Source organism: Dehalococcoidia bacterium (assembly GCA_003597995.1).
Taxonomy (GTDB): domain Bacteria; phylum Chloroflexota; class Dehalococcoidia; order Dehalococcoidales; family UBA1222; genus SURF-27.
Genome location: QZJY01000042.1, coordinates 1 through 20300, shown reverse-complemented (window position 1 = coordinate 20300; position 20300 = coordinate 1). Strand labels below are relative to the sequence as shown.

Annotated in this window: 21 protein-coding genes and 1 riboswitch; of the genes, 6 read left to right on the top strand and 15 right to left on the bottom strand. The window is 52.0% G+C overall.

The features are described from left to right. Window positions 1–91: 91 nt before the first annotated feature. Window positions 92–469, bottom strand: coding sequence for a hypothetical protein (locus C4542_05905; GenBank protein ID RJO61695.1), 378 nt, complete (start codon window positions 467–469; stop codon window positions 92–94). A 151-nt stretch (window positions 470–620) separates the two neighbouring features. Between C4542_05905 and moaA the strand changes: the two genes are divergently transcribed. From moaA to C4542_05890, 3 genes are all read left to right on the top strand, one after another. Beyond that, window positions 621–1595 (top strand): GTP 3',8-cyclase MoaA, encoded by a 975-nt coding sequence (gene moaA / locus C4542_05900; GenBank protein RJO61697.1) that lies wholly within the window; start codon window positions 621–623, stop codon window positions 1593–1595. Window positions 1596–1876: 281 nt separating this feature from the next. Next, the gene (gene moaC / locus C4542_05895; GenBank protein RJO61694.1) at window positions 1877–2365 is read left to right on the top strand and encodes a cyclic pyranopterin monophosphate synthase MoaC; all 489 of its coding nucleotides are present in this window, start codon (window positions 1877–1879) and stop codon (window positions 2363–2365) included. After that, window positions 2358–2798: an MOSC domain-containing protein gene (locus C4542_05890; GenBank protein RJO61693.1), complete on the top strand. Its 441-nt coding sequence runs from the start codon at window positions 2358–2360 to the stop codon at window positions 2796–2798. Before moaC ends, C4542_05890 begins: the two co-directional genes overlap by 8 nt. Before the next feature lie 61 nt (window positions 2799–2859). Here C4542_05890 and C4542_05885 read toward each other — a convergent pair whose 3' ends face one another. Next, window positions 2860–3363 carry a molybdenum cofactor biosynthesis protein MoaB gene (locus C4542_05885; GenBank protein ID RJO61692.1) on the bottom strand — a complete coding sequence of 168 codons (504 nt, stop codon included), beginning with the start codon at window positions 3361–3363 and terminating at the stop codon, window positions 2860–2862. 202 nt (window positions 3364–3565) lie between these two features. Here C4542_05885 and C4542_05880 point away from each other — a divergent pair, with 202 nt between their 5' ends. Beyond that, window positions 3566–4462 carry a universal stress protein gene (locus tag C4542_05880; protein RJO61691.1) on the top strand — a complete coding sequence of 299 codons (897 nt, stop codon included), beginning with the start codon at window positions 3566–3568 and terminating at the stop codon, window positions 4460–4462. 80 nt (window positions 4463–4542) lie between these two features. On the opposite strand, the gene C4542_05875 is transcribed toward C4542_05880, so the two are convergent. From C4542_05875 to secD, 3 genes are all read right to left on the bottom strand, one after another. Beyond that, on the bottom strand, window positions 4543–7254 hold the full coding sequence (locus C4542_05875) for a cation-translocating P-type ATPase (GenBank protein ID RJO61690.1): 2712 nt from the start codon (window positions 7252–7254) through the stop codon (window positions 4543–4545). Between the two features lie 179 nt (window positions 7255–7433). Next, complete coding sequence (gene secF, locus C4542_05870) at window positions 7434–8357, bottom strand: protein translocase subunit SecF (protein ID RJO61689.1); 924 nt, start codon at window positions 8355–8357, stop codon at window positions 7434–7436. Further along, window positions 8350–9681: a protein translocase subunit SecD gene (secD, locus tag C4542_05865; protein RJO61688.1), complete on the bottom strand. Its 1332-nt coding sequence runs from the start codon at window positions 9679–9681 to the stop codon at window positions 8350–8352. The genes secF and secD overlap by 8 nt, the downstream gene beginning before the upstream one ends. A gap of 187 nt (window positions 9682–9868) precedes the next feature. On the opposite strand from secD, the gene metF reads away from it, so the two are divergent. Both metF and C4542_05855 read left to right on the top strand, forming a co-directional pair. After that, window positions 9869–10750 carry a methylenetetrahydrofolate reductase [NAD(P)H] gene (gene metF, locus C4542_05860; GenBank protein ID RJO61687.1) on the top strand — a complete coding sequence of 294 codons (882 nt, stop codon included), beginning with the start codon at window positions 9869–9871 and terminating at the stop codon, window positions 10748–10750. A 128-nt stretch (window positions 10751–10878) separates the two neighbouring features. Beyond that, the gene (locus C4542_05855; GenBank protein RJO61686.1) at window positions 10879–11514 is read left to right on the top strand and encodes a DedA family protein; all 636 of its coding nucleotides are present in this window, start codon (window positions 10879–10881) and stop codon (window positions 11512–11514) included. A 165-nt stretch (window positions 11515–11679) separates the two neighbouring features. On the opposite strand, the gene C4542_05850 is transcribed toward C4542_05855, so the two are convergent. The 10 genes from C4542_05850 to C4542_05805 form a co-directional block, all read right to left on the bottom strand. Continuing rightward, complete coding sequence (locus C4542_05850; protein ID RJO61685.1) at window positions 11680–11886, bottom strand: hypothetical protein; 207 nt, start codon at window positions 11884–11886, stop codon at window positions 11680–11682. Window positions 11887–11990: 104 nt separating this feature from the next. Beyond that, on the bottom strand, window positions 11991–12608 hold the full coding sequence (locus tag C4542_05845; protein ID RJO61684.1) for a molybdenum cofactor guanylyltransferase: 618 nt from the start codon (window positions 12606–12608) through the stop codon (window positions 11991–11993). An 80-nt stretch (window positions 12609–12688) separates the two neighbouring features. Next, the gene (gene fdhD, locus C4542_05840) at window positions 12689–13540 is read right to left on the bottom strand and encodes a formate dehydrogenase accessory sulfurtransferase FdhD (protein ID RJO61683.1); all 852 of its coding nucleotides are present in this window, start codon (window positions 13538–13540) and stop codon (window positions 12689–12691) included. A gap of 53 nt (window positions 13541–13593) precedes the next feature. Continuing rightward, window positions 13594–14796, bottom strand: coding sequence for a molybdenum cofactor biosynthesis protein (locus C4542_05835; protein ID RJO61682.1), 1203 nt, complete (start codon window positions 14794–14796; stop codon window positions 13594–13596). Next, window positions 14793–15452, bottom strand: a complete 660-nt coding sequence (gene mobB, locus C4542_05830; protein RJO61681.1) for a molybdopterin-guanine dinucleotide biosynthesis protein B — start codon at window positions 15450–15452, stop codon at window positions 14793–14795. Before mobB ends, C4542_05835 begins: the two co-directional genes overlap by 4 nt. Window positions 15453–15486: 34 nt before the next feature. Continuing rightward, the gene (locus C4542_05825; protein ID RJO61680.1) at window positions 15487–16572 is read right to left on the bottom strand and encodes an ABC transporter ATP-binding protein; all 1086 of its coding nucleotides are present in this window, start codon (window positions 16570–16572) and stop codon (window positions 15487–15489) included. A gap of 4 nt (window positions 16573–16576) precedes the next feature. Continuing rightward, a complete protein-coding gene (locus tag C4542_05820) occupies window positions 16577–17263 on the bottom strand; it encodes an ABC transporter permease subunit (GenBank protein RJO61679.1) in 687 nt (228 codons plus the stop codon). Window positions 17264–17278: 15 nt separating this feature from the next. Further along, window positions 17279–18142, bottom strand: coding sequence for a tungsten ABC transporter substrate-binding protein (locus C4542_05815; protein RJO61696.1), 864 nt, complete (start codon window positions 18140–18142; stop codon window positions 17279–17281). An 88-nt stretch (window positions 18143–18230) separates the two neighbouring features. Continuing rightward, a riboswitch (molybdenum cofactor riboswitch) is annotated at window positions 18231–18367 on the bottom strand. A gap of 146 nt (window positions 18368–18513) precedes the next feature. Then, window positions 18514–19443 (bottom strand): formate dehydrogenase accessory protein FdhE, encoded by a 930-nt coding sequence (gene fdhE, locus C4542_05810; protein RJO61678.1) that lies wholly within the window; start codon window positions 19441–19443, stop codon window positions 18514–18516. Further along, window positions 19370–20300: hypothetical protein (locus C4542_05805; protein RJO61677.1), on the bottom strand; the 931-nt coding region annotated here is incomplete at its 5' end. The genes C4542_05805 and fdhE, both read right to left, overlap by 74 nt.

Sequence of the window (20300 nt, the reverse complement as noted above, 5' to 3'; positions counted from 1 at the left end):
GGCTTCTCATGGCAGGTCCCTTTCTTGCCCTTATTATAGGACACTCGATCCTGCCAAACCCACCAAACCTCAAGCGTCCAGTCTCAGGGGTTCACTCCAGTCTAACATAACTAATATTTGAAAATGTGAAAATAATGAACAGCATGATAGACACAACAAATCCTGAAAGCAAAGCTAGGGGCACACCCCAATTTCGAAGTACGTTATCAAGTATTGGCAGGTTTATGTTGGTAAACGTGAGAAGAAAACTGCCAGAAGCTGTTATGATCAGAGTGATAATGCTGATTAGCAAATACATTATGAGGAAAACATTTTTAAAAATGCCATAAACTTCTCGGTAGGAAAATTGACTGTATACGATCTGCAAGAATACGAAAATCGCAGCGGCAATGATTCCGAATACAGCAACCTGGACTGCAAACAAGTTATTGTAAAAGCTAACTATTGAATCCACGTTCTTAATATCCACATATAATATTTTGCTTATTGTAAACCTTAGCTTTGATGCTTACAATTTTTTTAGGAACCCATCTATAATTCAACCCCACGCCGCCATATCACCTATGCTATAGCGCCCCCATTTATTTTGTGCTACAATATAGACGATTATGACCCAGAGCCTGCTTGACAGCTATCACCGCCACATAGACTACATGCGCATCTCGGTCACCGACCGCTGCAACCTGCGCTGTATCTACTGCAATTCCAGCGCCATGCAGCACCTTTCGCATGACGACATCCTGCGCTATGAGGAAATCGAGCGCGTGGTGCGCGCCGCCGCCCGTCTGGGCGTCAAGAGCATCCGCCTTACCGGGGGTGAACCCACGGTACGCCCGCACGTGGCCGAGCTTGTCAGGCTCATCCGCGCCGTCCCCGGCATCGAAGACATCTCTATGACCACCAATGCCACCCGGTTGGCCGAAATGGCGCAGGAACTCAAGGACGCCGGCGTCAGCCGCGTCAACATCTCGCTCGACACCTTCAAGCCGGAGCGTTTCGCCGCCATGTGCGGCGCGGGCAAGCTGGAGGACGTGCTGGAAGGCATCGAGGCGGCTAAAAAAGCAGGTCTTAACCCCGTCAAGATAAACACCGTCGTTTTGCGCGGCGTCAACGATGACGAGGTAGTCGATTTCGCCCGCAAGAGCGTGTCGGACGGCTGGCATGTGCGCTATATAGAAGAGATGCCGCTGGTGGGCAATGAAAACGGCCACAAGATGGTCTCCATTGACGAGATTAGAGAGAGAATAGAGCGCGAGCTGGGCGCACTCGAACCCCACTACCCCTCCCACAACGGCCACGGCCCGGCCAAGTATTATAAAGTCCCCGGCAGCGCGGGCAGCATCGGCTTCATCGGCCCGGTGACCGACTGTTTCTGCGGCGAGTGCAACCGCTTCCGCCTGACCGCCGACGGCAAGCTGCGCCCCTGTCTCCTGCGCGACGAAGAAGTGGATTTGAAGCCAGCTTTACGTAACAATGCCGGCGACGAGGAACTCGAAGCGTTGATGCTGAAAACGGCGGCCATGAAGCAGGAGAAGCACCAGCTGGCCGAGCATGTCTCCATACACGGCCGCAACATGAGGCAAATTGGCGGGTAATAAAAGGTTGTCATTGCGGGCTTGACCCGCAATCCAGGGTTCATCTCTCCCCTTCGTGGGAGAGATAAGAGTTAGGGACAACGATATATCTCTCCCTTTGGCAAAAGGGAGACCTTGGCGGAGCCAGGGAGAGGGTTTTGCCCCTGTCTCCCCTCCAATGAGGGACGAGAGGGGGATTTAATAATCGAATATCATTTGTATTCGAAAAGGATTATGATTCGTTTCGTTTGTTCAAACAGGCCATTTAGGCGTAAAATGGTTGAAATCCAAGGAGGCAGCCCATGCCTGAACTAAGTCACGTTAACGCCAGGGGCGAAGCGCGTATGGTGGACGTCAGCCCCAAGGCCGAGACCGAGCGCGAGGCGGTGGCCACGGGGGGCGTGCGCATGCTGCCGGCGACCCTGGCCAAAATCAAGCAGATGGAGATAAAAAAGGGCGACGTGCTCTCCGTGGCGCGCGTGGCAGGCATCATGGCGGCCAAGAAGACGCCTGAGCTTATCCCGCTATGTCATACGCTTCTTATCGAAGAAGTGACCGTAGATTTTGATTTTGTCGGGGATGACTTTATCCGCGCGACCTCAAGAGTAAAATGCACCGGCAAGACCGGCGTGGAGATGGAAGCGCTCGTAGCGGCGGCGGCCAGCTGCCTCACTATCTACGATATGTGCAAGGCCATCGACCGCGGCATGACCATAGAATCCGTCCGCCTGGAAAAGAAGAGCGGCGGCAAGAGCGGCACCTATATAAGAGGAGAAAAATCCAATGGCTAAAATAGTGGCGGTTTGCACCAGCGAAAAAAAAGGCGAAAAGAAGACAGACATAGTCTGCGGCCTGCTTAAAGAGGACTTTGGTCTGGAGGGCGATGCCCATTCGAGCGCCGGCAGCCACCGGCAACTCAGCCTGCTTTCCATGACAAGCATCGAAAAGATGCGGAAACTGGGGGCGGACGTGGGGCCGGGCGACTTCGCCGAGAACCTGACGGTTGAAGGCGCGGAGCTTGTGCTCTATCAACTGCCCATCGGCAAGCGCCTCAAAGTGGGCAAGGATATCGTCCTCGAAGTCACGCAAATAGGCAAGACCTGCCATGACCGCTGCGCCATTTTCAAGCAGGTGGGCACCTGCGTCATGCCGCTGGAGGGCATCTTTACGCGCATCATCAAGGGCGGCCAGGTCAAGGCCGGCGACGAGATAAAAGAAATCTAGACAACCTCGAAGAAAGTACAGGAGCTCCGGAGGACATCCGGGGCTCTTTTGTTTTGAGGGACTAGCGCGCCGCTTCCCTGACCAGGTGGCCTATTTCAGGCAAGATTATCTTTTCAAGAGCCAATTTCACGGCTTTAAGCGAGCCCGGCAGGCAGATGACGGCCTTGCCGAGTGCCACTCCAGCAGTAGAGCGGCTGAGGATGCTGCCAGTGCCGATTTCCTGATAGGTCAGGTAGCGGAAGAGCTCGCCGAAGCCATCCAGCCTCTTTTCGAGCATGGGAAGCACCGTTTCGATAGTAATATCCATCTTGCTGGCGCCGGTGCCGCCGCTGGCTATGATAGCCTGCACTTCGGCCGAGTGTAACAGCTCTCCCATTTTGCCCTGGATGGCTTCGCGGTCATTTTTTAATAGGGAGAAGGAAACTACTTCGTGGCCTGCGCTTTTCAAGCCTTCAACCAGCAGCTTGCCGGACTCATCTGTTTTTTCGGTGCGGGAGTCTGAAATGATAATCACGGCGCAGTGGACCTTTTGGGGCGACAGGTGCTTGTGTTCTTCATAACCCATATGCTGACTCCTATGCCTGAAGCTGTGAAATCATTATAGCCGTCCAACTCAGGCCGCGCAACGAATTGTGGAATCACAGGAGCTGGTCGGTACAAATTACCGTCAGGTCTAATATCGCTTCGGAAAAATAAACACAGCAGACAAAGCATTGAGTTTCAAAATATAATAATGTATTATTAACTCATAAAAAGGGATAAAAATTATGTTTAGAAAGATGCTGGTACCTCTGGATGGCTCGGAGTTGTCCGAGGTTACTTTCAAATACGCCAACGAGTTGGCCGGCCGTTTTGCCGAGCTGGAAGTTATTTTGCTGCATGTTTGCCACGATAAGGATACTGTCGGATTGCACCGCATGTACATAGAGAGTTCGGCTGACAAAATCCGTGCGGATGCGCAAAAAAACTCGGGCAACAGAGATATTAAAGTCCGCGGCGAATTGCTGACCGGTGTTCCGGCCGATGAAATTATACACTTCGCCCGCAAGAATGGCATAGACCTCATTTTGATGGCTACACATGGACGCTCTGGCTTGAGCCGCTGGGCTATGGGCAGCGTGGCGTATAAAGTGCTGCGAGAGGCAAATGTGCCTGTGTTAATGGTAAGGGCCGGTATTGAAGATGCCATAATCCTGGACCAGCTTCCTGAAAGGCGCATCCTGGTGGCACTGGATGGCACCAAGTCGGCTGAGGCCATTTTACCCCATGTGGAAGCCCTGGGGAGGCAATGGGGTACAGATGTTGTTCAGATAATACTTATACGAACTTGCGAGCCTCCCACTGTTTCATCAGATTATCCATCGGACCTGGCCGAGAGCTGGGAAGCACGGGTTCAACAGGAAAACCTGAAGTGCAAGCTGGTGGCAGGGGCGTACCTGGCGAACGTCGAGAAACGCTTCCGGGAGGCCGGTTTTAAAGTACGCAGCGAACTGCCGTTGGGAAACCCGGCGCAAGAGATAACCAATTCGTCAGTGACAAACCGCGCCAACCTCATCGCTATGGTCATACACGGTCGCTCGGGCATCAGCCGCTGGGCTTACGGCAATACCGCCGAAGAAGTCATGATAGGGGCTCGAACTCCCATTCTGCTGGTACGCGGCTGATATCGAGCGCTTCCGGACACTTTATCGCTCTGGCGTCTGACTCTGTCGACTCATAAAGTCGAATTTTTAGCAGCCCAGCTTCATTGTTGCTTTTTAATCCCCAGCAGCCTTTTTACCAGCTTGAAAAGCTCAAGTCCCCAAAAGATAGTTGAAGCCGCTAGTATGGCTGTTACCCATTCCCACCAGGCCAGCGGGAAGGTGTTGAAAGGCCCGTGCAGGGGGGGCAGATAGACGATTAAAAGCAATAGTAAGCATTCCCATGTTATGGCCAACCAGAGCCAGCGGTTCTTGAAAACCCCCACCCGGAACAGGGAATGGTCCAGCGAGCGGCAGTTAAAGGCGTTGAAGAATTCGATGAGTATCAGCGTTACAAAGCACAGACTTTGTGCTTCCTGAATGCCCCTGCCGGTGTTCACAGCCCATACAAAAACGGCAAGCGACACAACCGCCGTCCATAAACCTGCCACGAGCAGGTAAGTCATAACAGGACGTGTGAAAATTGTCTGATTGCGGGGACGTGGCTTTTTCAGCATCAGGTCCGTATCGGGAGGGTCGATGGAAAGGGCAATAGCGGGAAGCCCGTCAGTTGCCAGGTTCAGGTAAAGAATTTGGATGGCGATAAGAGGAAGCACGCCGTTCTCCAGACCCATTAGCGGGCCGAGCAGAATAGCGGCAGCCATCAGTAGAATTTCCCCCAGATTGCAGGAAAGCAGAAAGACCAGGTATTTTTTGATGTTGGAGAAAATACCGCGTCCTTCTTCCACTGCTGCCACTATCGAAGCAAAGTTATCGTCTGTCAACACCATGCCGGCGGCTTCTTTGGTGACATCGGTGCCGCTGATGCCCATTGCAATGCCGATATCCGCCTTTTTTAGAGCCGGGGCGTCATTGATGCCGTCTCCGGTCATAGCGACGACGTGGCCTTTACGGGCAAGCGCCTCCACCACACGCAATTTGTGCGAGGGCGACACCCTGGCATAAACATCTATCTTTTCAACCAGTTCTTCAAACTCTCCCTGGCTGAGCTGGTCCAGCTCGGCACCGCTGTAAGCCAGGCCGCCTTTCATCAGCCCGAGCTCCCTGGCGATGGCAATAGCCGTAGCTTTGTGGTCTCCCGTAATCATCACGGTACGTATGCCGGCGCGGTCGCAGAGTTTGATGGCCTCTTTCACTTCGGGGCGCGGCGGGTCAATCATTCCCACCAGCCCGAGAAATACCATGTTCTTTTGCACATCGGCGTCGCTTTCAGATAAAAACGAGCTCTTGTAGGCCAGACCGAGCACGCGCAACGCATTGTCGGCCATTTCTTGAGCTGCCGACAGTATTCTCTCGCGAGTCGCTGTATCAAGTTCGATTTCCTTGTCCTGTAGCAGAACATAACGGCAGTCGCCCAGTATCACTTCGGCGGCGCCCTTGGCCATGGCTGTGCGTCCCTGGGGCATCTCGTGCACGGTGGTCATACGCTTGGATTCTGAGGTAAAAGGTATCTCGTGAAGGCGAGGAGTGCGCTGAGCGAGTTCCTGCTGGCTCAAGCTGGCCTTAGCGGCTAGAACCACCAGTGCTCCCTCTGTTGGGTCGCCTTTGATATCCCAGGCTCCGTTTTCATTAGACAGGCTGGTGTCGTTGCACAGCACGCCTGCCAGCAGCAGCCTCTGCAGGGTCGGGATCGATTTGGGGTCAAGTGCTTTTCCGCGGTCAAGAAATTCGCCTCTGGGTTCGTAGCCTGAGCCGTTGACCTCGAGTATTTTGTTATCTACAAATATATGGCGGATGGTCATCTGGTCCTGGGTGAGGGTACCTGTCTTATCCGAACAGATATATGTTGTGCTGCCCAGCGTCTCCACCGCGGGGAGCTTGCGCACGAGAGCATGCCGTTTAGCCATTTTCTGCACGCCCAGCGATAACGAAATGGTCACTACGGCCGGCAAGGCTTCAGGGACGGCCGCCACAGCCAGACTTACCCCCCACAACAGCATTTCAAGTACGCCGTGACCTCTGAGAATCCCCAGCACGGCCAGCACGAATGTAAGGCTGAGCGCCGCTATTACTATCATGCGACCCATGCGGTCGAGGTTGATCTGCAGGGGCGTTTCCTCTTCTTTTACCTCCTGAAGGAGCCTGGCAATCTGGCCGAACTCAGTGTTCATACCGGTGGTGGTTATCACAGCGGTGCCGCGGCCGTAGCTGGCCGAGGTCCCGGCGAAAACCATATTCCGGCGGTCGCCTATGCCTGCTTCAAATCCTATCGGCTCTGTTTTCTTTTCCACAGGCGTGCTCTCCCCGGTGAGGGAAGCCTCGTCTGTTCTCAGATTGATGGATTCCAGTAAACGACCGTCAGCCGGCATCCGGTCGCCGGTTTTCAGCAGTACGACATCGCCGGGAACGACTTCCGAGGCGGGTATGTCCTGATGCTTGCCGTCCCTGATAACCCTGGCGGCCGGTGCTGCCATTTTTTTTAGGGCTTCAATGGAACGTTCGGCGCGGTATTCCTGGATAAACCCTAGCCCGGCGGCGAAAAGAATGATGATGAAGATGACGATGGCGTCCACTGTTTCGCCGAGTATAGCGGAAAGGATGACCGCCACCAGTAGGATGATAATGAGAAGGTCTTTGAACTGTTCCAGGAATAGTCGCCAGGGTGATATCTTTTTGGAATGGCGCAGCTCGTTAGGCCCGTATTCGGCCAGGCGGCTTTTGGCTTCAGTGGAACTCAAGCCGTCAGGGTTTGAACCCAGGCTGCTGAGCGCCTGTTCAGCCGTAAGGTTGTACCAGATATCATGAGCTTTTGCCATAGCGCTTCCTTTCAGAATAGAGAACAGGCTTGTGTCCAGTGCGTCTAATTGGCCTCAGTAAAATATAACATAACCGGAATTAAAGGGAAGAGCGGAACGCTCAATGACCGTAGAAAAGAAAAGAGGGGAAGCATTTACTTCCCCTCTGTACGATATTAAACCCATATTAACGGTTAGCCTTAAGCCTTCTTTTTCCGCAGGAAGGGTATCCAGGAAACGAAGCGGCCCCACTCGCGGTTTTCCCATACGATAAGCAGTTGGCTGGCGCTAAATATCGAACTGTAAGTGCCGGTGATGATTCCGATAATCAGCACCAGTGTGAAATTATGAATAGTAGCTCCGCCAAGAACGAATAACGCCAGCAGAACGAAGAGCACGGTGAGGGAGGTATTTAGGGAGCGCGTCACCGTTTGCAATATACTTGAATTAACTACGTTCTCCAGGTTTCCTCTGCCGCCCCTGGATAGATTTTCACGTATACGGTCGAAAACCACGATGGTGTCGTGAACGCTGAAACCCACGACGGTAAGCATGCCCGTAATGAACATGGCATCGATTTCGATGCCTGCCGCCCATCCCAGGATAGAGAAAATACCTGTTACCACTAGCACGTCGTGTACCAGGGCGGCCACGGCACAGGTACCCCAGCGCAAAGGCTTGGGCATTTTGCGGAAAGCGAAAGTAATATAAGCCAAAATGCCGAGCGCTGCAACAAAAACTGCGATTACAGCATTACGGGCGGTCTGTGAAGCCACCGCGGGCGATATTACCGAGAGGTCCTTTTGTTCGGTGGTGGTATCGAGCGTGGTATTCAATCCGCTTAAAAGCTGCTGGTTTTGTTCTGTGCTTATTTCGGAGAGGCGGACGATGAAATCGCCCTCTCCCGTGCGTTGCACGATGGCTTCTTTATATCCGATGTCTGCCAGCGTGCTGCGGAGCTGCGATTCATTCACGCTGGTGCTGAAGTGCAGCGTCATGGACGTACCGCTCTTGAAATCTATGCTGGGTTTCAACCCAAACACTGCTAGAGAAATAATGCCCGGAATGATGATGAGCGCCGAGAGAAGGAAAAACCAGTATCTCTTACCAACAATATCAAACATTTTTCTTGACCTCGTGTATGGATAAGCCCTTGACCATGCCGCCGCCGATGAGCAGGCTGATGAAAGTGCGCGTGATGACGACAGCGCTGAACATGCTGATGGCAACGCCGAGGAACAGCGTGAGGGCGAAGCCCTTCACCATGAAGGCGCCGAATGTGCTGCCGAACCAGTAGAGTATGGCGCAGGTGATGAAGGTAGATATGTTGCTGTCGCGGATTGCAGGCCAGGCGCGGCGGAAGCCTTCATCCACGGCGCGGTGCAGAGTGCGCCCGGTGCGCAACTCCTCCTTAAGTCGTTCGAATATGAGCACATTGGCGTCGACTGCCATGCCCACCGATATGATGAAACCGGCGATGCCCGGCAGGGTGAGCGTGACCGGGATGAGTTTGTAAACGGCCAGTACCAGGGCGCTGTAGATGAGGAGGGCTGTGGCGGCGATAACGCCTGGCAGATGGTAGTAAAAAATCATGAAGGCTATTACTATCCCGATGCCGATAGCGCCGGCGATAAGACTTTTAGTCAAAGAATCGGAGCCGAGGGTGGCGTCCACGTCGGTGCGCTGGACGATAGTCAGAGGCACATCCAGGCTGCCCGAGTTGAGCTGGATGACCAGGTTCTGGCAGTCCTTGAGAGCCAGCCCAGTTATCACGCCTTTCGCTCCGATCTCGTTCTGAACGTTAGCCGTTTCAATGTTAGTTTCATCCAGAAATATGGAAATCGGTTTGTTAAGGTTGCGGGCGGTGATTGCCTTGAACAGAACAGCGCCCTCGTCATTCCACTCGAATGCGACCTGGGGTCGATTGGTGGTCTGGTCGAGGACTACCTGGGCGTTGGGCTTGAGATATTTGCCGGTGAGTTCTTTCTGGGTAACTCCGTCGCTTCCCAGCGCCGATGCGACAAACCACTGGGTGTTGCCTTCGGCGTCAAGGACGGGATTGCCGTTCGAATCGTAGTGAGCCTCCCTTATTTCCATCTGGGCCACCTGACCGATAATATTGATGGCGGCGTCTACATCGGTGATACCCGGCAGTTCGACGACGATGCGTTTTTCACCCGATATCTGGATGAGGGGTTCGGTGACGCCGTAGGAGTTGGCGCGGCGCTCGATTTTTGCCTTAACCGCGGCCATGACCTGCTCGTCCGTCTGTGAAGGGTCCTTCTTGGAGAGGTCAGCCTGGTAAACCAGGTGCGTCCCGCCTTTGAGGTCCAGGCCGAGCTGAAAGCCGTTTCTCCCGAGGCGCGTGCTGTCTGTCGGCAGGATGGCCCACAGGGCCAGACCGACTAGAATGAGGATAAAAATGAGGAAATAACTGTCCCTTTTCATTACGTTTCAACCTTCAGACTTTTTCCAATTTCCGTTTATTATAGTGTTAAAGCTAAAAAATGTATAGGGCAGGGGATTCATAAAAGCGCGGGCGTTTTGACCAGGGGATGCGATTGTTCTAAAATAGTTCATATTCCCTGTATAGACAACAGGTGTACGCGTATCTAGCGGTTGCGATAGGAGCTGAATGAGGATAGGAGAATTGCTTAAAAAGAGGGGAAAAAGCCTTTCTTTCGAATTCTTTCCCCCCAAAGAAGATTTAGGTGAAGTCAATCTGTTTGAAAGCATCCACAGCCTGGAAAGCTTTAAACCGACTTTTGTTTCGGTGACCTACGGCGCCGGTGGTGGGACACTCAAAAATACCAGGCACATCGCCGAACGCATTATTGAAGAAACATCGCTTAACCCAATGCCGCACCTGACCTGCATCAACCAGAGCAGGGAAGAACTGGAAGCTATTCTGAATGACTACAAAATGATGGGAATTGACAATATACTGGCTTTACGCGGAGACCCGCCGGCAAACAAGGACGGCAGCCCTCCGGTGCAAAAGGGGAAATATTTTGCGCGCGACCTGGTGCGCTGGGTTGAGTCGGTGGGCGGCTATTCCATCGGGGTAGCGGTATATCCGGAAGGACACGGCGAGTCGCCAGACCTCGAAAGGGATATGCTCTACACCAAGGAAAAAATAGATGCGGGGGCGGATTTTGCCATAACTCAGATGTTCTTCGATAACAGGTTTTTTTACAACTTTATGGAGAGGTCTGAGAAAGTGGGGATACGCATCCCTATAATCGCCGCCATTATGCCAATTACTGATGTCAGCCGGATACAGCAATTCTGCCAGCGCTGCGGCGCATCCCTGCCTGATGCCTGTATAAAACGTTTTGGCGACAAACCTTTAACAAAGCAGGAAGCCATCCAGATAGGCATAGAGTTGGCCAGCGAGCAGTGTGCCGACCTGATGAAAAACGGAGTTAATTATTTCCATTTTTATACGCTTAACAAAGATGAATCGGTCGCCGGGATAATAAGGAATCTGGGGTTGCAGAAACTGGGCATGGATTGAAACGCTTGGTGTTGACAACCCGAAAAAGATAGGGAGTTTGGTAGAGGATTAATTCGAGGTTAAGAAATCTGCCAGATGCACATACTAAGATAAGAATCCTGCGCGAAGGTTGAGATATAGGGAGAATAATGGACATTATTAAATCCGTTCTGGATTTTATCTTGCACCTAGATGTCCATCTTGGTCAAATCATTGCTACTTACGGAATTGCAACATACGCCATACTGTTTGTAGTTATTTTTGTTGAAACCGGTCTGGTTTTTATGCCATTTCTTCCTGGGGACTCGTTATTATTTGTGGCGGGGGCTTTCGCTGCTTTGGGCTCACTGAATATTTTTGTTCTATTGATATTACTTATGCTGGCGGCTATTGCGGGTGATACGGTCAATTACTGGATCGGGCGTTTTTGGGGCGAAAAAATCATTACTAACAAAAAATTTCCCATAAATGAGCAGCATTTGGCAAAAACCCATGAATTTTTTCAAAAACATGGCGGTAAAACAATTATTTTAGCTCGTTTCGTGCCCATTATCCGGACGTTTGCCCCTTTTGTGGCCGGTATGGGGAAAATGAAATACGTCCGATTTCTTTCTTACAATGTTATTGGCGCTGTATCGTGGGTTGGCCTTGGTACGGTGGCAGGCTACTTCTTCGGTAATGTACCCATTATCAAAAACAACTTTACCTTTTTTATACTGGCTGTTGTAATTGTTTCTCTTATTCCTGTGATATTCCCACTTATTCGGGCAAAGTTCAGAAAATAACACGCGATTGGATTGGAAATCCTCCAACAAACCCTTTTTGTGAAGGAACCGAGAGAATACACAAGCAATAAAGAATGCAGACAGGGCATATCCTACCCCGCCTGCATTTACAAGCCAAAAATCGGGAAAACGATAAACGCGCTGACACGCAGTTTTAACAGTCAGCTATTTAGTCTGGCGATAGTGTATATTCCATTTCAGGCAGAGCTGGTCAACATAGGATTTGACTTCCGGGGTGGCCCTGTAAAGGTCAGCCAGGAAGCCGTGCATCAATTCCCCGCCGCTCATTCCGGCAGTGGGTTCAACAGGACCGGGCAGATTGACGAAGACGATTTCGCTCATTACTTTCTGATAATCGATAGCGCCGCTCAAATGTAATTCCTCCTCAGACTATTTTGGGTGTTTATTGTAGCATAATCATAAATAAAAATGCACGTCGAACTGTTTAACTATTTCTGTGCCAATAAAAACCAATTTTAAATCCTCTCCAGAAGTCCCTCGGCTTTTTTAAGGTCAGACGGCGTATTGATGTTCATGAAGCTCAAGTGTGCCGCATCGAAACGCTCTATCTCTTTCGATTCGACATAACGGGTGTTCACTTTACTGAAAAGAATATCTATCTTGAGAGTGTCCTGCGCCAGAAGTTTTTCAATCTCCGATATACAATTCTTGGAGTAAATCGCCTGTAAGGGTTCTAAGTGCGGCCCCAGCCGCGGGACAACGGCGTCATAGCCCTGCGTGACCGAAACCATATATTTCATCAGGTCTTTATTTACCAAAGGCATGTCACAGGCGAGCACCAGGTTATGAGGATACCTTGAGTTTACCAAGCCCGAGAGTATGCCGGCCAACGGCCCCTTACCCTCGACAGAGTCCTGTACCACCTTTAGATTAACCCCAGCCGATAGATGGGGAAGTTTCTGCCCTGGAGCTTTTACTATGACAATTTCGCTATTTAAAAACTCAAGGTTCGAGGCCGCTCGTTGTAAGAGACTTATCCCTCTCAGTTCAACCCATGCCTTTTCCCGGCCAAGCCGTCTTCCTTTACCTCCGGCCAGAATGATGCAGCCTGTTTTCAAAGTGTCCTCGTACACTGAGCAAACGCGGGTTCAATGGGCTCAAAAATAATGCTTATTTTGCTGGTTGACACAGAATGGTATTATCCTTTTGCGTATTATTTGCGTTGACAAAATGCATTGCAACTACCAAATCGTGTGTTTATTCCCTGATGGCTTATTCTCCAGTTATGAGTATAGACTTCCATTTTGCCGCCTCGCACCGAAGAAACTAGTGTAATTCCCATTTTATCGGCTATCTGGACAGCCATGGTTGTAGGCGCTGAGATGGAAATCAAAATGGGGATACCTTTTTTTACCGCCTTATGTGCAATCTCAGATGATACCCGTCCGCTGGTAATAAGCAGGCTATCGTCAGTCGAGATCCCCTGGAGTAAACAGCGCCCGAATACCTTGTCCACGGCATTGTGACGGCCTATGTCTTCCGCGTGAACCAGGATTTGAGAGCCCCGGCAAAGAGCAGCGCTATGTACTCCATGAGTTTCCTGATAGACAGGCGATGCATGCTGAAAGGCGAGGGCAAGAGCCAGCACTTCATCCACTGATACGGTGGCCTTGGATGTTACTACCGAATTCTGTACGTCTGTGATGCTGTAGAAGGCAGCTCCCCGCCCGCAGCCGGAACTTATCAGCCGCTGAGACAGGACATCCGGAGTAATTTCCCTATTATCTGTGGTCTGGACTCTAACGACACCCCTGATCTTATCTACAGTGATACTCTTTATATCCTCTTTGCTGAGTAGGAATCCTTCGGAAGAGAGAAATCCCACCGCTAAATCCTGCAATGAATCCGGCGAGCACAGCATTGTAACCAGTTGACAGCCATTAAAGATAATCGTCAGCGGGTATTCACGCGCGGTGGGCTTTTCGAGTTTTGTCTCGCAACCCTTTTCATAACGAATTGCAGAGCAGCTCTCTGTTAATTCAGTTCCATCAGGAGAATATTCCATGTTCTCTCTAATTCCTTCGTTCAGTATCAAAACGGAGACGAAATCATCATATTCTAAAAGAAAGTAACAGTCACTTCTGTGCCCTTTTCTATTACTGTATTCTCAGGGACAACAATAAATCCATCAGCCTGGGCCGTGCCGGTGATAGCTCCAGATTCTTTAAATATCGGGTAGGCTATTTTTCCATTGATTATTACTGTCTGGAAACGCTGCCTCTCGCTGCTCCCAACTACCCTGTCTCCAAGTTCAGCCCGCATAGACAAGTTACGCCTTGCAGGCAAATGTCCCATCCTTCTCACCGCCGGACCGAGCAGCAGGTGGGCATTAAGCAGGCATGAGGTCGGATAGCCCGGCATCCCCAGAACCGGCTTGCCGTTGACGATAGCAAAGGTAGTAGGCTTTCCCGGCTTTACCTTGATACCGTGGAAAAGCACCTCGCCCCATTCCTCCAGAACATTTATGATGAGGTCTTTTTCACCCATGGATGACCCCCCGGAGGTGACCACCATATCAGCGCTTAGAGCAGCTTGCAGTGAAGTCCTGATGTCTTCCAGGCTATCTCCGGTTACATGATACATCATGGGCTCTCCGCCGTTTTCCCTGACCACCGCAGCCAGCGTGTGCGAGTTGATGTCGTACAGCTGGCCCGGTTTAAGGCGCTTGCCTATTTCAACTATCTCTTCCCCGGTGGGCATAATGGCCACCTTAGGTTTTTCATAGACCAGCACGCGGGTCAGCCCCTGCGAGGCCAACACGCCGATTTTGCCTGCGTCCAGCATCTTATCGCGCTCGATAACCCGTTCGCCCTTCCTGATATCTTCTCCTTTAAGTCCTACATTGTCTTGAGGAGCTAGGGATTTGTAGATAGCGACTTGTTGACTTTCGATCCGAGTGTCCTCTACCATGACGACAGCATCCGCCCCCGGCGGCATCATCGCGCCTGTGCAGATGCCTATACATTCGCCCGGCAACAGCTTTTTGCTTGGCGTCGAGCCGGCATAAAGGCAGTCCGTCGAAGCCAGCAGTTTCGGCCTGCCGCGGGTTGCTCCAGAAGTATCACTGGCTTTCACTGCGTATCCGTCTACTCCTGCCCGGTTGAAGGGAGGAGTATTATGAAGGGCAACAATATCCTCCGCTGAGACACGGCCCAAAGCTGCGTCAATCGGAACATATTCAGTTCTTTCAACAGGCAAAGCATGCCTGTTTATGATGTCTCTGGCGCTCTCGAAAGGGATTAGAGTCCCGAAGGGTTTCATTCGCCCGTATCTCTTCCTCTGTCTGGCTTCTTTAAATAGAGCGCAAGCGTCCTGACGGGTTCGACATCCTTGAGCGATGCGGTCATAGCCAGCACGACGTCATTAATAAACTGGCGCGGGAAGAGGGTTAGATGCACCTTGTTGCCGTTGACATACAAATCCAGCCCGTTGCCCTGCGGCTTGATGAATCCTTTTTCCAGCAGGTCAGCAATAGGTTTGATATCATTGAAAGAAAATTGTCTGACTTTCGTATCGAGTGGTTCATCGCTTATAATCGCCACAAGACTCGTTAGTCCCTCAAGCAATGTGCCATGACCTTTGCGGTGTACTTCCAATTTAGGGGTGTCGCTTTGTTTGAAACCCTCGCATAATATGATATCGAGCTCGTTGCCAAGGAGATTCACAGCCTCGTTAAATGTCGGTTCTTTAGCTGGTTTTATAGCCACTATCCGGCCTGCCGTAGCTACAGCGGTTATCTCGCTTCCGGCTGATAGGTGGTGCTCGCTGTCCTTGCCAGGAACAAATTCAACTTCCTGAGCGTGCTTGATTGTGCCAACGCGGTAACCGCGTTTCCGCAGTTCCGGGACTAATTTCTCGATAAGAGTCGTTTTCCCCGATTCGGATCTTCCAACAATCGACACCACTGGAACTGTCATTCATGCGCTCCTTAAAATATTGCCGGACGAAAATTTACTGCTGCCACTTCCTTGTGACGTGCAGTGCTGTCGCTTTGAAACTGGCATATACCAGTTTGCCGGGCTCCAGGCCCATCTCATTGGCCGATTTCTGCGTTATCAGGGCTAAAACGGGCAAAGCGCCGTCAAGAATGACGCGCACGAGCGGCCCTTGAGAACTCATACTCACAATTTTACAGCTAAACGTATTGCGGGCGCTAGTATGGTCGGCTGATAAGGTCAGAGTTATTTCCTCAGGCCTTATCAGGACATCCACTGCGTCTCCTACATTGAATTCTGCTATGGACTGAATGATGTGGTTGTTAATATGAATGCCGATCAAGTTGTTTTCCCTGGTGACTACCTCGCCTGACCAGATGTTATCAATACCAACGAATTCGGCCACTTCACGGCTACTGGGCGCGCTGAAGATGTCCGTGGGGGTGCCCACCTGATGCAACCGTCCGTTAATGATCACGCCGATGCGCCTTCCGAGGCGCTGCCCTTGAGACATATCGTGAGTGGACATAACGACTGTAATTTTAGCCTCATTCCTGATGTTATAGAGGATGTTTTCGATACTGACGGTGGAAGTGGGGTCAAGGTTGGCTGTCGGTTCGTCGAGGAATAATATCTCGGGCTGAGTGACCAGCGCCCGGGCGATAGCCACCCTCTGCATTTCCCCTCCCGAGAGCGTCCTGGCATTCTGCTTCTGATAGCCGGCCATCCCTACTTTCTCCACGACTTCGTCGACGTTGCTTTTAACTGCGTTTGCGGCAACGTGACGCCAGCGCAAGCCGCAAGCCACATTGTCGAAGACGCTCATATTGAAAGCTATGGGTTTCTGCTGCACGAAAGCCATACGGCGGCGCAACTCCAGGCGCTTTTTAGACGGACATCCGGTATCGGCTCCGTCTATCAGGATATTGCCAGAGCTGGGCCATTCAAGCAGGTCGAGCAATCTCAGCAGGGAAGTCTTGCCGGCACCTGTCGGCCCGATGATGACGAAGAACTCGCCGCTGTCTACAGACAGGTTTAAGCCATCAAGGATGGTTTTGTCACCCTTTTTTAGCTTTAGAGCTGTAGTTTGAATAAATGCCATGTTTTTATCTCTGTTGCAAGCGGTTAAGCGCCACGTTGATGATAAGCGCGATGGCAAGCAGGATGAAACCCAGCGCCAGAGAAAACTCGATATTACCCATGTTGGTTTCCAGTGAAATAGCCGTGGTGAGAACACGTGTGTAGCCGCGGATATTACCACCCACCATAAGAGCCAATCCCACCTCTGAGATAGCGCGGCCGAAGCCCAGAATGATGGCCGTGACGACTGCGTAGCGCGCCTCGCGTAAAAGCAACATGCCGGTCTGAATACGACTGGCACCCAGAGCGCCGGCTGTTTCAGCAACTCCTTTATCCACACCGCTGAGGGCTGAAATAATAAGTCCCATCATCAGCGGTAAAACCAGAACGGCCTGCCCGATAATCATCAGGGCGGGTGTGAACATGAGCTGGAACAATCCCAGCGGCCCCGCATTTGAGAATACCAGGAAAACAAGCAATCCCACCAGCACAGTCGGCAGGCTGTAGAAGGTCTGAATCGTGCTGACGAGCAGCCTCTTGCCCCGAAACGAGCCGAAATGAATAAGACTGCCCAGCGGAATAGCCAGCACAGATGCGATAGCGCAGGCGCTCACCGATATGCCCAGTGAACGCCCGGTTATCTGCATAACTTCAGGGTCAAGAGTGACTATAAGGTCAAGCGCCTTGACTAGGGCATGCCATAGTTCAGACAAACCTATCCCTTATAACTAAGACGTGGGCTCGTTTCCGGCGCAGGGAGTGAAAAGGGCCCGTCCGTAATCCTTTACGCCGTATTCGCCGATAAGCTTTTGAATCTCCGGAGAGACGAGAAAATCGACCAGATTTTGTGTCATTTCGGCTTTGACAGTAGTTATCTTGGCAGGGTTTACTGCCAGAGCTGAATACACGTTGAGCAGGATGCTGCCCTGGTCGACGAGCGATACCAGCCCTGTTTCACCCTTATATGCCAGGAATGTTCCGATATCGGCCAGCGTATAGGCATTTTTCTGACCTGCCATTACCAGTGTGGGGCCCATCCCGCCGCCGCCCTCCACGTACCATGAACCTGACTTCTGTACGTCGGCATAGTTAAAGCCGGCGGCTTTCCAGATGGCCTGCTCCTTGGCATGTGTACCGGAACTATCGCCGCGGGAAACAAACTGGGATGTTTTGGAATCCGCCAGTTTCTTGAAAGCTTGCTCGGGTGTTAAGCCTTTTATTCCCGCCGGGTCGCTGGCCGGGCCGACAATAACAAAGTAGTTATAAGCAAAGGGCACACGCTTTAATGCGTAGCCATCGGCAATGAATTGAAGCTCTCTGGCTTTGTCGTGCACGGCCAGGGCGTCAACGTCCCCGTCCTTGCCGTATTGAATGGCAATGCCGGTACCGGCATAAAGAATATCCAGTTGAACGCCGTATTTTTCCTCAAATCTGGGCTCCAGCAGTGCCCACAAGCCGGTATCGTAGAGACTGGTAGTGGTGGCCACCCGCAGCCTCTCCTGCGGCTTCAGCACGTTGACCCCTGAACTGGAGCAGCTAGTGATGCCTGTCAGAATAGCCAGACAGGCTACGATAGATACAAAAATCGTCAAAAACTTTTTCAATCTACACCTTTCTATTATTCTTGAAATGCTCCCTAAAAAAAGAAAGCACCTCAAGGAGGTGCACGGCAAACCAACGTTGCCATATACCACTCTCCTTTTCAAATTCGGGAGGTAGAGGCGTTTCCCCCTCTGCCCTCGAGACTTTTCAGCCTCGCGGTCGCCCAGCCATAGCCTTACAGTTTTAGGCCGGACAACTCGAAGAGTATGTTTATTCTACTGTCCGATATTTAATACAGCGTTTTTATGCGCCTTACTTATAACATATTTGTATGTCATTTTCAATATGGCTTTTCCTCTGCCCTTGCAACTCGTTGATAGAGGCGCACTCTTTCGACGGGACCGGCTTGGCTGCCTGCCGCTCAGGCGCCCCTATGGTAACCCTTCTCCTGGGCCTGGGCATCCATATCTACGGTTGTCAGTGATTCCAACGACACGAGCACGTCGCGCGATGTTTTCCTAAGGTCAATCGCCTTGAGATAACTCTTGCACTGCTCGCAGAGGTAGAGGCGGTATAGTCCTTCGTCGCTGGTAAGAAAGGAGAGAGAGCTTCCATCCACATTATCGCAGTAGGGGCACTGCATACGCTTGAAAAGCCACTCTGTGGCGCAGGCGGAACAGAGGCACCAGCGGGCCCCCACCTCTTTCTCGAGGTAGGCAAACTCGGGCTTGGCCCCGCATACGGGGCAGTTGCTGCGCCGCCATGAATCCTGGTTGAAACTTCCCTTGAGCGCCTGCGCGTAACCTATCAGAAAAGGCCGTAGAGTCTGCTGCACGAGAGTTGTCAGCAAAAGAGGATGAACGGAGTCGCTATCTAACCCGGCTGGGATTTCCTCGCCTTTGAACCACGCCTTAACCCAGTCAGGGGGCAAAGTAAAACCCTCGACAATCAACGACTTCGGTACGGGGCCTAGCATCTCCGGGTACTTCGCCAGCAGGCAAACGATGCGATGAAAGACGGCGTTCACCTGCTCCCAGTTAAGACAGAGATCTTCATAACTCAGGATAGATCGGCCTGAGTTCAGCCGCCTCGCTATCTCGTCCTTGTCCAGCTTGAGCTCGAGCGAGGCGGCTTTTTCTTCAGCTTCTGCCTGGATCTCCAGAAGGCCGTGGTAAAAATCAAAAAATCTTGAAGAGTGGGCTGGTAAAGCCCACTCTTCAATTCCTTGCGATATTCTTTTTGAGAGATTAACTTTGTTTGTCAAAAAACACTCAATTCTAGAGCTGGCCGCCGACCAGGATGACCGCGCGCAGAATAAGGCCACCGGCCACCGCCATGAATGATGACGCAGCCACCAGTGCCTTGGCGCTGGTTCGGCTCACGCCGCGCTTCCATATGAGGAGCAGCATGAGGAAGGGCAGCGCCAGGCCGAAGCCTACGAGTCCAACCCAGAAGTATACGGCCATCTCGCCACTTACGAGTACGGAAAAAGCGTCGGGAGCCGAGCCTGAGAGCCAGAGCACGAAGGCCGCCAGGATGAACAGCGTAGCAGCCAGGGTGATGACCAGGGCGCGTGCAATTTTGTGGATGATATCTTCGTCAATCTTCCAATCGGCTGAGCCGAAAAGGACCTTCAAGATGCCGCCAAGCCAGGAGATGCCGGTGGCCCAGTTAGCAATCAGGGAGACCAGGATGAGCCATGCCAGGCCGCTGCACATAGCCGAGCCGATGAAGAGCGCGGGCAGGAGCAGTGTGCTCGCCCAGAGCGGCCGGCTGGATGTGGCGATGAGAACGCCTCCGTAGGTAATCAGCAGGATGGAGAGGAAGAAACCTACCCAGGACAGGACGGGTGTGGCTTTGTCTGCCAGTCCACTTAGGCCATTGAGGAAGTACTTGGCGATCCAGAGAACTGCCATGACGCCGGCCACTGTGAGCCAGCCGGAGAGGATCCAGCCGCCAAGTGAGAGAACCGACAGGGGCCTGACGATAATGAACATGTGCCAGAACCAGAGCGGATGCCCCAGATGCAGCAGGAGCAGGGTCACGCCGATGAGGGCGAAGACGATGCCGGAATAGACGGCCAGGCGGAACAGATTGCGCTGCATGCCGCCGCTTAACTTGTTGATAAGAAAGGCCGCCAGGAAAGAGGCGCCGGCGATGCCTACCGCCCACAGGTCAAACCAGAGGCTTACGCCCCAGGCCATTTCA